Annotated in this window: 11 protein-coding genes; 2 read left to right on the forward strand and 9 right to left on the reverse strand. The window is 46.7% G+C overall.

All coding sequences use genetic code 11. The features are described 5' to 3' along the window. The first annotated feature begins 60 nt into the window (after positions 1–60). Positions 61–606 (forward strand): phosphodiesterase, encoded by a 546-nt coding sequence (gene yfcE, locus AAA946_RS04085; RefSeq protein WP_338163735.1) that lies wholly within the window; start codon positions 61–63, stop codon positions 604–606. Between the two features lie 266 nt (positions 607–872). On the opposite strand, the gene crr is transcribed toward yfcE, so the two are convergent. From crr to miaB, 9 genes are all read right to left on the reverse strand, one after another. Further along, positions 873–1,382 (reverse strand): PTS glucose transporter subunit IIA, encoded by a 510-nt coding sequence (gene crr, locus AAA946_RS04090; RefSeq protein ID WP_042476521.1) that lies wholly within the window; start codon positions 1,380–1,382, stop codon positions 873–875. A gap of 41 nt (positions 1,383–1,423) precedes the next feature. Beyond that, positions 1,424–3,151 carry a phosphoenolpyruvate-protein phosphotransferase PtsI gene (gene ptsI / locus AAA946_RS04095; RefSeq protein ID WP_338163736.1) on the reverse strand — a complete coding sequence of 576 codons (1,728 nt, stop codon included), beginning with the start codon at positions 3,149–3,151 and terminating at the stop codon, positions 1,424–1,426. A gap of 137 nt (positions 3,152–3,288) precedes the next feature. After that, entirely contained in the window at positions 3,289–3,546 is a 258-nt protein-coding gene (locus AAA946_RS04100; RefSeq protein ID WP_338163737.1) for an HPr family phosphocarrier protein, read from the reverse strand. Positions 3,547–3,837: 291 nt separating this feature from the next. Beyond that, positions 3,838–4,806, reverse strand: a complete 969-nt coding sequence (cysK, locus tag AAA946_RS04105) for a cysteine synthase A (RefSeq protein ID WP_042503316.1) — start codon at positions 4,804–4,806, stop codon at positions 3,838–3,840. Positions 4,807–5,000: 194 nt separating this feature from the next. Next, positions 5,001–6,506, reverse strand: coding sequence for an apolipoprotein N-acyltransferase (gene lnt, locus AAA946_RS04110; protein WP_338163738.1), 1,506 nt, complete (start codon positions 6,504–6,506; stop codon positions 5,001–5,003). A 47-nt stretch (positions 6,507–6,553) separates the two neighbouring features. Continuing rightward, positions 6,554–7,450, reverse strand: a complete 897-nt coding sequence (corC, locus tag AAA946_RS04115; protein WP_112461267.1) for a CNNM family magnesium/cobalt transport protein CorC — start codon at positions 7,448–7,450, stop codon at positions 6,554–6,556. Between the two features lie 65 nt (positions 7,451–7,515). After that, the gene (ybeY, locus tag AAA946_RS04120; protein WP_338163739.1) at positions 7,516–7,980 is read right to left on the reverse strand and encodes an rRNA maturation RNase YbeY; all 465 of its coding nucleotides are present in this window, start codon (positions 7,978–7,980) and stop codon (positions 7,516–7,518) included. Beyond that, a complete protein-coding gene (locus tag AAA946_RS04125) occupies positions 7,980–9,074 on the reverse strand; it encodes a PhoH family protein (RefSeq protein ID WP_338163740.1) in 1,095 nt (364 codons plus the stop codon). The genes ybeY and AAA946_RS04125 overlap by 1 nt, the downstream gene beginning before the upstream one ends. 117 nt (positions 9,075–9,191) lie before the next feature. Then, positions 9,192–10,616 carry a tRNA (N6-isopentenyl adenosine(37)-C2)-methylthiotransferase MiaB gene (gene miaB / locus AAA946_RS04130; protein WP_338163741.1) on the reverse strand — a complete coding sequence of 475 codons (1,425 nt, stop codon included), beginning with the start codon at positions 10,614–10,616 and terminating at the stop codon, positions 9,192–9,194. A 293-nt stretch (positions 10,617–10,909) separates the two neighbouring features. On the opposite strand from miaB, the gene AAA946_RS04135 reads away from it, so the two are divergent. Beyond that, positions 10,910–12,064, forward strand: coding sequence for a 2-octaprenyl-3-methyl-6-methoxy-1,4-benzoquinol hydroxylase (locus AAA946_RS04135; RefSeq protein ID WP_338163742.1), 1,155 nt, complete (start codon positions 10,910–10,912; stop codon positions 12,062–12,064).

Raw genomic sequence — 12,064 nt, forward strand, 5'->3', positions numbered from 1 at the left:
TCTGCACCGGGTTGGTAAGTTCGATACAATAGACACATAGAAAGTGTTGGAGATAAATCAATGAAACTGTTCTTTGCATCGGACTTACACGGTAGCCAAGAAGCCACCGAGAAAGTGTTAGAACATTACGGCCGCTCAGGGGCTGAACACTTGGTGATTTTGGGTGATGTCCTCAATCATGGCCCAAGAAACCCTGTGCCGAGCAGTTATAATCCACCAAAGGTTGCAGAGCTTCTCAATGCGCATAAGCACGAGATCATTGCGGTTCGTGGTAACTGTGACAGTGAAGTGGATCAGATGCTGCTTGAGTTTCCGATGATGAGTGACTATGCGTGGGTGATGTTGCCAACCAGTCAGCGTTTGTTCTTAACCCATGGCCATTTGTACAACAGTGACAAGCGTCCGCCGCTCAAGCAAGGCGATGTGATTGCGCACGGTCATACTCATATCCCAGTGGCTGAGTGGCGAGGCGAGCAGATCATTTTTAATCCGGGCTCGATTACATTCCCGCGCAATGAGTTTGCTGCGAGCTTTGGTCTACTGGAAGATAATAGACTCAGTGTTCAAACCTTTGATGGTGAAGTATTGGCGTCTATAGAGCTGTAACTCTCTTCTTTGCCTTAAACCATTCCTATGAACCTAACCATCCCCAACTAACGAGTCATCCCCTTGAAAAAGGGGATCTCACACAACGCGTGATAAACGATATTTACGCGACATAGTCTTTATTGGCCAGTTAGCTACGCGCTTTAAAAGATCTTCACGTGCGTGAAAATGACGGCGGACTTCGATTTTTTGAAGAATGAAGCCAAATAGCAGGTATAAAAAAACGCAGCGATTAAGCTGCGTTTTTTCTACTTCGAGATAACTAATTACTTAGTTACACGTAGTACAGGTGTTTCGCCAACAGTCACGGCACCAGCAAGCTTGTTAAGCTCTTTGATTTCGTCCATGTTAGAGATAACGACTGGCGTTAGCGTTGATTTCGCTTTCTCTTCTAGAAGAGCTAGGTCGAATTCAATGATAGTGTCGCCAGCTTTAACAGTTTGGCCTTCTTCAGCGATACGCTTGAAGCCTTCACCTTTCAGTTCAACTGTGTCGATACCGAAGTGAACAAATAGCTCGATGCCGTCGTCAGATTCGATTGAGAACGCGTGGTTCGTTTCGAAGATCTTACCGATAGTACCGTTTACAGGAGCTACCATCTTGTCACCAGCTGGCTTGATTGCAATACCATCACCAACGATTTTCTCAGCGAATACTACATCTGGCACATCTTCGATGTTTACGATTTCACCAGATAGAGGTGCGATAATTTCGATTGCACCAGTGTCAGCGCTGTCGTCAGATACTAGCTTCTTCAGTTTGTCAAACAGACCCATGTCGTGCTCCTAAAGGTTTGATTTTAATCTAGTCAATTATATTAGCAGTTTGTCTTTTCTGCGATAAATTTTTCGACGTGCGCTTCAATTTCTGCTGCAGTCGCCATTTGTAGCGCTTCATCAGCCATTGCTTTAACTTCAGAGAAGTTAGCGTTGCGGATTACTTTCTTAACCTTAGGAATTGAAATACCGCTCATACTAAACTCATCTAGGCCCATACCTAGTAGAAGTAGAGTCGCACGCTCGTCGCCAGCAAGCTCACCACACATACCAGTCCACTTGCCTTCTTTGTGAGAAGCGTCGATCACTTGCTTGATTACTGTTAGTACAGCAGGTGATAGTGGGTTATATAGGTGAGAAATCAGCTCATTACCACGGTCTACAGCTAGAGTATACTGAGTTAGGTCGTTTGTACCAATACTAAAGAATGAAACTTCTTTCGCAAGGTGGTGAGCGATTGCTGCAGCAGCAGGCGTTTCAACCATTACACCGATTTCGATGTTTTCGTCGAATGCTAGACCTTCAGCGCGAAGTTCTGCTTTGTACTCTTCGATTGCTGCTTTCAGCTCACGGATTTCTTCAACAGAAATGATCATCGGGAACATGATGCGTAGCTTACCGTGTGCAGATGCACGTAGGATACCACGTAGCTGGTCACGAAGGATTTCACGACGATCCAAGCTGATACGTACTGCACGCCAGCCTAGGAACGGGTTCATTTCTTCAGGTAGGTCTAGGTAAGGTAGATCTTTATCACCACCGATATCCATAGTACGGATGATTACCGCGTGACCGTGCATTGCTTCCGCAACTTCTTTGTAAGCTTGGTACTGTTCTTCTTCAGTAGGAAGAGCAGTGCGGTCCATGAATAGGAATTCTGTACGATACAGACCAACACCTTCACCGCCGTTACGGTTGATGCCATCACAGTCTTTCACTGTACCGATGTTACCGCAAACTTCTACACGGTGACCGTCTAGAGTTTCTGCTGGTAGGTCTTTAAGCTTTGCTAGTTCCTCTTTTTCAGCAAGGAATGCTTCACGTACCGCTTTAGCTTCGTCAATCTCAGCTTGTGTTGGGTTTACGATGATCTTGTTGTTCATCGCGTCAAGAACCAACATGTCGCCATTGTTCACTTTCTTAGTGATGTCGTTAGTACCAACAATCGCAGGAAGTTCTAGTGAACGTGCCATGATAGAAGTGTGCGAAGTACGACCGCCGATGTCACAAGCAAAACCAAGTACGTAGTCTAGGTTGATTTGCGCTGTTTCAGATGGCGTTAGGTCGTAAGCAACTAGGATAACTTCTTCATCGATGTCACCTAGTGAAACGATGTTGATGCCTAGTGCGTTCTTAACGAAACGAGTACCGATATCACGGATATCCGTTGCACGTTCTTTAAGGTATTCGTCATCTAGAGACTCTAGTGCAGTTGCTTGCTCTTCGATTACTGTGTGAATCGCGTTGTCTGCAGATAGTTTGTCTTTTTTGATGAGTGCTAGGATTTCTTCTTCTAGCTCTTCATCTTCAAGAAGCATGATATGGCCTTCGAAGATAGCCTCTTTTTCTTCACCAAAAGTTTCAAGCGCTTTTTGCTTAACAACTTCTAGCTGTTGAGCTGACTTGTTGCGAGCGTCAAAGAAACGCGCAACTTCTGCTTCAACTTGGTCATCTGAAATAGTAGACGTGTTTAGAACAATTTCGTCTTCTTGAAGTAGTAGTGCTTTACCGATAGCAATACCAGGAGATGCTAGGATGCCTGAAATCATAGCTTTACCTTTATATGGTCTAGTGTATCAAAGATTGGATGGTTTTTTAGCCACTTATAATATGTAGCTGATAGCCCGAGCCATTTCCAATAAAGCCATTCTGTTTTCACAAAATGGCTTTAAGGAGAACTGGGTTCTTAGTGAAGCTCAGGGATTAGAGCTACTAGGTGGTCAACTGCTTGTTGAGCTTGTGGGCCTTCAGCAGTGATAGTGATAGTAGTGCCTTTAACTAGACCAAGAGTTTGTAGTTTGAATAGGCTTTTTGCGCTAGCGCTTTTGCCGTTAGTAGTCACAGTGATGTCAGCGTCAAATGCTTTAGCTTCTTTAACGAACTGAGCAGCCGGACGAGTGTGAAGGCCGTTTTCTGCTGTGATTTCTACTTGCTTCTCGTACATTTTTTATACCCCAATTGATTTATTTTATGTTTAGTTTCTAGACCAAACAAAGCTTATCGTTATGCTTCGCTATTGGACGAAAGTCATAACCGTTAAGAATTGTATCGGACTAGAATTGTAGGACATGATTGCAGTCTTCGCTGTATGCATGTTCTACGAAATTCGGTATTTAGCCTATTTATTTTTAAGCTTAAAATAAAACTGTCCTGATATTACCAAAGGCTGACAGAGATTCAACAAAAAAGCCCCTTAAAGGGGCTTTTTTCGTGTAAAAATTGATTTGGCTACATATTACTGCTGAATCTCTTTGTCGGTAAATATACCTGCGAACAATGCTGAGCTTAGGTAACGCTCACCTGAACTAGGTAGTACAGTTACGATTGTTTTTCCTTTAAATTCAGGTAGTTCTGCCAGTCTGTTGGCCGCTACAACCGCTGCGCCAGACGAGATACCAGCAAGGATACCTTCTTCTTCCATTAGGCGGCGCGCCATTTCGATGGCTTCCTCTGAGGTTACCTGCTCAACGCGATCCAGAAGCTCTAAATCCAAGTTCTCAGGGATAAAACCTGCACCGATACCTTGGATTTTGTGCGGTGCCGGTTGGATCTCTTCACCTGCTAGCGCTTGAGTGATCACTGGTGACTCTGCTGGCTCTACCGCCACAGAAACGATAGCTTTACCTTTCTCACCTTTGATGTAACGGCTAGTACCTGTGATAGTACCACCAGTACCAACACCCGCTACGAATACGTCTACTTCACCATCCGTCGCATCCCAGATTTCTGGACCCGTGGTCTTCTCGTGGATTGCTGGGTTAGCAGGGTTGTTGAATTGTTGAAGCAGTAGGTACTTCTCTGGGTTGGAAGCAACAATTTCTTCGGCTTTAGCAATCGCGCCTTTCATGCCTTTTGCTGCTTCTGTTAGCTCGAGGTTTGCGCCCAGTGCTTTTAGAAGTTTACGACGCTCAAGACTCATAGATTCAGGCATCGTTAGCGTTAGTTTGTAGCCACGAGCTGCTGCAACGAAAGCAAGTGCGATACCTGTGTTACCACTGGTTGGCTCAACAAGTTCTACGCCCGCTTTAAGACGACCGTCTTTTTCTGCTTCCCAGATCATGTTAGCACCGATACGGCACTTAACGCTGAAACTAGGGTTACGCGCTTCTACTTTAGCAAGAACGTTGCCGTTGCTTACTTTGTTTAGGCGAACTAGAGGGGTGTTACCAATCGTCAGGGAGTTATCTTCGTAAATCTTGCTCATTCTATGTTCCTTCATTCAACCGTGGTGGTTATTGATTACCTGATAAGAATATGACTTTGTTTGGCAACGTAAAAGAACCAAATAGTTATATATTATGGAAGAAAGTTTATCGGCAGGCGTTTGAAGTGCTGTAGGAATGGTGGAAAGTCCCTTAGTGGCTAGGCGCCAGCGCGGCAAGCCACTAAGGACTGGGATTAAGGTTTACGACGTAAAACGCCAAAACCAAGACACAGTGCTACCCAAATATAAAGTGGCCAGCTGCCAACTTCGCGGTACCAGGTTGTACCATCCGTTGGGGTAACGTCTGTGCGCAGAACCGCGGTTTCAAACTGAGGAACTTGGGCAATGATGTCACCTTTATGATCGGTGACCGCTGTCACGCCATTGTTGGTTGAGCGGATCAATGGCAAACCGAGCTCCAATGCTCGCATACGGGCAATTTCCATATGTTGCAAAGGACCGATTGAGCGGCCAAACCAAGCATCATTGGATAGAGTCAACAGATAGTCGGTGTCGTCGGTAACGTTTTGTCTAACTTGCTCACCAAAGATGATCTCGTAACATAGAGCTGGTGCGAGATGCATACCATTGGCAACAATGTTTGGTTGTACATAAGCGCCACGACTGAATGACGACATCGGCAAATTAAAGAACGGCGCAATAGGTCTTAGAATGTCTCCAAACGGTACAAACTCCCCAAACGGCAGTAAGTGGTGTTTGTGGTAACGCTCGTCCAGATCCATTTCGTAGTCGCCATACGGTGTCTGACCCACGACCAGAATACTATTGTAGTACTCACCTGAATCGGTTTTGTTGATGACACCGGTTATGATGGCAGAATCATTCATCTTAGCCGCGGCATCTAAATTACTCAGAAACGAAGGGAGCTCGAATTCCATGGCCGGAATCGCAGCTTCTGGCCAGATGATGATATCTGCATCCCAGTTTTCACGGCTAAGGTCGGTGTATTTCATTATGGTTGGCCAGCGATGTGTGGGTAGCCACTTTTGTGCTTGGTCAACATTACCTTGTATCAGAGCGACCGTTTTGGTTCGTTGGCTGGCCGGGGTAACCCAATCATAGTTGCGAAGACCAAAGCCCGTCGCCAGTACCACCATGGGGATGAGTATCAACTGCCATTGTTTTCGGCTGGTGAGATAGGCCAAACTGCCCGACATCACGATGAGCAATAAAGTGATGAGCTCGACGCCACCGATAGGCGCAAAACTTGAGAGTGGTGAATCAATTTGGCTGTAACCGAGCCACAGCCACGGGAAGCCAGTCATGACCCAGCCGCGGGCCCAGTCAAAAATCAACCACAGCGCGGGGGCGGCGATAAAGTAACGGGTTTTATTTTCCGATGGGAAGAAGCGGTTAAGCGACCATGCAAAGAGCGCAGAATAGATAGACAGATAGCCTACAAGCAGCGCCATTAAGAATAAGCTGGCGATCTTTGGCATTCCGCCGAAAGTATCAATGCTGACATGAACCCAACTGATGCCGGTAGCAAATTGACCAAGTCCCCACGCGTAACCCGTCCAAAGTGCTCTTTTGCTGCTTCGGCCACGGATAAGTAGCATAAGAAGGAATGGGCTGACAATGGCAAGAGGCCAAAGCTGATACGGCGCAAAGGCAAGAGTTGTGCTTGCGCCAACAAAAGCGGCCCCAATGGGCCGCAGTAGTCGAAGACTTTTCTTCATTTATGATTTTCTCACTTATTCGGTGAGCTCAAGGTTGAGGTAGGTGTTTACTCTTCAACGCTTGAAGCGGTTTCTTGGTCCGGAATAGTCACTTGGACTTGAACCACACGACGATTATCCGCCGCTGTCACCTTAAAGTTGTAATTTTCTATTTCAACCACTTCACCGCGAGTCGGTAAGTGACCAAATGCAGTCATGACTAAGCCACCAACGGTATCCACTTCTTCATCACTAAAGGTAGAGCCGAACGTATCGTTAAACTCTTCAATCGTGGTGAGCGCTTTCACAGCGAACGTGTGCTTACTCAGTTTTCTGATATCTAGCTCGTCGTCGTCATCGAACTCGTCTTCGATTTCACCAACGATTTCTTCAAGAATATCTTCGATGGTCACCAGACCCGATACTCCGCCGAATTCGTCAACAACAATGGCCATGTGATAGCGCTCTTCACGGAACTCTTTCAGCAGGCGGTCTACACGCTTACTTTCAGGAACCACTACAGCAGGGCGGATCACTTCTTCAATATCAAATGGGGCGCTGTCAGAGCCCAAGTAACGGAGGAGGTCCTTAGCTAAGAGGATGCCTTCTACATGGTCTTTATCTTCACTGATGACTGGGTAGCGTGAGTGCTGTGCATCGGTCATTAGTGCGATCAGTTTATCGAGGTTATCGGAACGTTCGATAGTGACCATTTGCGAACGTGGCAACATAATGTCGCGTACTCGCATTTCAGAAATTTCCATAACACCTTCAAGCATGTCGCGGGTGTCGTGGTCAATTAGGTCGTTTTCTTCTGAGTCGCGGATAACATCCACAAGCTCTTGGCGATCTTTTGGTTCGCCTTGAAAAATTTGACCTAGGCGCTCAAAGAAGGACTTCCTACTCGGACCTTCAGATTTTTTACTGTTTCCCTCTGGTTGAGAGGGAGAAGACTCTTCGTTCATGACTTCTCAATTCAGAATGCTATCAGATGTGTGATAGCGCACATGTGCAAAGGCGAGATTTGCCTCTACTCCTTTTCTGCAAGATATGGGTCTTCAAAGCCCATTTCAAGCATAATTTCGGTTTCCAAAGCTTCCATTTCTTCGGCTTCGTCATCTTCGATATGATCATAACCTAGCAGATGAAGACTGCCATGTACAACCATATGTGCCCAGTGTGCGTTCAAGGGCTTTGACTGCTCAATCGCCTCTTTTTCGACCACTTGGCGGCAGATGATCATGTCGCCAAGGAGGTTCATCTCTACGCCCGGGGGCGCTTCGAACGGGAATGAAAGCACGTTAGTCGGCTTGTCTTTACCACGATACTCTTGGTTGAGCTGATGGCTCTCTTGCTCGTCAACGATTCGGATGGTGAGCTCCGCTTCTTTTTGAAACGGAATGATCGTCTTGTCTAACCAGCGCTGAAACTCATCAGCGCTTGGCAGGCCTTGTTCTGATTCGACAGCAAGTTGTAAATCCAGTTCAATACTCATTATTTACTTTCCGCAGGTGTGCTTGTCGCTGCTGCCTTGTCGAGCAGGGCTTGCGCTGCTTCGCGCTCTTCACGACGCTTACGCTCAATCTCTTTGCGCGCTTTTGTATCTTCTGCTTCCCACTTTTCGTAAGCGTTGACGATGCGAGCAACCACTGGGTGACGGACTACATCGTCAGACTGGAAGAAGTTAAAGCTGATTTCATCAACTTCGTTAAGTACTTCAATGGCATGACGCAGGCCCGACTTAGCGCCTCGAGGCAAGTCAATCTGAGTCACGTCACCGGTGATAACTGCGCGAGAGTTAAAGCCGATACGGGTTAAGAACATCTTCATCTGTTCCACCGTTGTATTCTGGCTTTCATCGAGAATAATAAACGCATCATTCAGAGTACGACCGCGCATGTAAGCAAGTGGCGCGACTTCAATCACATTACGTTCAATCAGTTTTTCAACACGCTCAAAGCCAAGCATCTCAAACAGTGCGTCATAAAGTGGGCGCAAATATGGGTCAACTTTTTGGCTAAGATCACCAGGTAGGAACCCCAGTTTCTCACCGGCTTCAACCGCAGGTCGAGTCAATAGAATGCGGCGGATCTCTTGGCGCTCTAATGCATCAACGGCGGCAGCCACGGCAAGGTATGTTTTACCGGTACCTGCTGGGCCAATACCAAAGCTGATGTCATGAGTGACCATGTTCACCAAGTATTGTGCTTGGTTTGGCGTACGTGGCTTGATGATGCCTTTTTTGGTCTTAACAAAGACCTCTTTACCGTGAGCAATTTCCGATTCGGTGTTTTGCTCAAGTACGCCAGACTCTTTTACTGCTAGATGAATTTGTTCTGGTTCAATATCCGGGATCTGACCACGAACAGGTGCAGTGTCGACGTATAGCGTTTTGATGATGTCGAGTGCAGCAGCACTGGTGTGCGGCTTACCTACGATGGTGAAGTAGTTACTTCGGTGGTTAATTTCGACACCTAAACGGCGCTCTAAGTGTTTGATATTGTCATCGAAAGGACCGCACAAGCTGGACAGACGGCGGTTGTCTGAAGGTTCTAGATTGATTTCTAGAGTTACGATTTGATTACTCAATGTTGCCTCGCATTTTGCCCCTGTAGGGCGATGAACGGAGTCCGATTGCGACCGGACTCCACATTTTGTTCCCATATCACTCCAAAATAGCACATCGGAGTGGATTGGGTATAGGCGTTAAGGCGTAAAGGTAGCCACACCTAGCTCATCTTCGCGCTTGGTTTTTGCCATCATCTGCGTTGGTGAGATTACTGAGCGAAGATCCATGTCTTTTTCTGTTCTTACGAGCTCACCGCGTAGAGAGTTCGCAAACACATCAGTAATTTTCACATCAACAAATTGGCCGATTAGCTCAGCGCCACCTTCGAAGTTTACTACACGGTTATTTTCGGTACGTGCACGCAGCTCCATCAGGTTCTTCTTCGATGGGCCTTCAACAAGGACGCGTTGCTCAGTGTCTAGCATGAGACGTGAGTAGCGCATCGCTTGCGTGTTAACTGTTTGCTGTAGCTCATACAAACGGTCTTTCTTGGTTTGCTCTGGTAGATCACATGGGTAATCAGCCGCAGGCGTACCTGGACGTGGTGAGAAGATAAAGCTAAAGCTCATATCGAAATCCACATCTTTGATTAGCTTCATGGTGTCTTGGAAGTCTTTGTCTGTCTCACCAGGGAAACCAACAATGAAGTCAGAACTGATCTGAATATCAGGACGCGCTTTACGCAGTTTACGAATAATAGATTTGTATTCGATAGCAGTATGTGGACGCTTCATCATTGTTAGAATGCGATCTGAACCGCTCTGTACAGGCAGGTGCAGGAAGCTTACTAGTTCAGGCGTGTCTTCGTATACCGCGATGATGTCGTCAGTAAACTCTAGCGGGTGGCTAGTGGTGAATCGAATACGGTCGATACCATCGATTGACGCCACTAGGCGCAGCAGTTCTGCAAATGAACAAATGTCACCATCGTGCATTGGACCGCGGTACGCGTTTACGTTTTGACCCAGAAGGTTGACTTCACGTACGCCTTGTTCCGCTAGTTGAGCGATTTCAAATAGAACGTCATCCATTGGACGGCTAACTTCTTCACCACGCGTGTATGGTACAACGCAGTAAGTACAGTATTTTGAGCAGCCTTCCATAATAGATACGAACGCCGTTGCACCTTCAGCACGAGGCTCTGGTAGGCGGTCGAATTTCTCGATCTCTGGGAACGAGATATCCATAACAGGCACTTCGTCGTTTTGCGACTGTTTGATCATTTCAGGTAGGCGGTGCAGAGTTTGCGGGCCAAAGATCACGTCTACGTATGGCGCTCGTTCACGGATGTGGTCGCCTTCTTGAGTCGCCACACAGCCGCCGACACCGATCACTACGCCTTCTTTTTTATCTTTTAGTGTTTTCCAACGACCGAGTTGGTGGAAAACTTTCTCTTGCGCTTTTTCACGGATCGAACAAGTGTTCAACAGTAGTACGTCTGCTTCCTCTGGCACTTCAGTTAGCTCGTAGCCATTTGCAGCATTAAGCAGATCGGCCATTTTTGATGAATCGTATTCGTTCATCTGGCAGCCCCAGGTTTTAATTAGCAGTTTCTTACTCATCACTATCGCTCGTCAGTTATTTAAATCTTTTTTAGAACCGTGACGCATCGTAAAAGGCGTGGTCACAATTGTTCAAATTATCGCCACCCATAGGGTGGTAAGCGGCGTATTGTACTGCTTTAAAAACCGCCTGACTAGGGGTAGGGAGAAAACTCTTTGAGAGCTTATATTTCAATTGGTGCACGTCGAAATTAGCCCTCACAAAAGCAAGGATTTTGACGGGAAAAAACTCGCGCTTTGGTAAGTCGCTACGTACAATGAGAACACATTGATTTAAAGACAGTATTAGCACTATGGAACAGTATGAAATAGTCGTCGTTGGCGGTGGAATGGTAGGAGCGGCGCTTGCTCTCGGCCTTGCAAAGCAGGGTCGTTCGGTTGCCGTTATTGAGAAGTTCACGCCGAAGCCATTTGAACAAGCCCAGCCGATGGACTTACGTGTGTCTGCTATTTCACATCGTTCTGTGGATCTTCTGCAATCTTTAGACGCCTGGGGCGCTATTCAAGACACTCGAGTCTGTCCGTACGCTAGACTTGAAACCTGGGAGGCGGACAACTGTCGCATTCGATTTAACGCCGGCGAGCTCTCTCTCCCGCAACTGGGCTATATTATTGAGAATCGTATGATTCAATTAGGGCTTTGGGCCCAGTTCGCGCGGTTTGAAAACTTAAAAGTCATCGAAGGTGATGGAGTAGAAAGCTTAGAGCTCGCTCCTAATGATTCCAGTATCACGCTTGAATCGGGCAGAGTGCTCAAGGCACATTTAGTGGTGGGCGCAGATGGTGCTAACTCGAGAGTGAGACAATCGGCGGGCATTGGTATTACGGCCTGGGACTATCGTCAAGAATGTATGCTGATCAATGTTGAAACGGAGCTGCCACAACAAGATATTACCTGGCAATGGTTTACACCAAGTGGTCCTCGTTCGTTTTTGCCTCTGTGCGGCAATCAAGGCTCACTGGTTTGGTATGACGCTCCCAAGCGTATTCGACAGTTGAAGAATATGAATCCCGCGCAGCTAGAGTCGGAGATCGCCACTTATTTTCCGGCAGAACTCGGGAAAGTGAAAGTGCTACAGCACGGATCATTTCCGCTGACCCGCCGTCATGCTCAACGTTATCACAAGCAGGGTTGTGTTATCGTTGGTGACGCTGCACACACGATTAATCCTTTAGCTGGACAGGGTGTCAATTTAGGCTTTAAAGACGTCGAAACGCTGCTCGAATGTTTTGAATCCAGAGGAGTGACACAACAAGCTCTTGTTCAATATGAGCGTTTACGCCGCCCAGACAACCTACTCATGCAAACTGGTATGGATGTGTTCTATAAAGGCTTTAGCAATACGCTGCCGCCTTTGATGTTTGCACGAAATGCTATCCTGAAGTTGGCAGAGCACTCTGGGCCAATTAAACAACAAGTGTTGAAATACGCCATTGGCTTAAAGTAA

The organism is Vibrio sp. 10N (assembly GCF_036245475.1).
Taxonomy (GTDB): Bacteria; Pseudomonadota; Gammaproteobacteria; order Enterobacterales; family Vibrionaceae; genus Vibrio.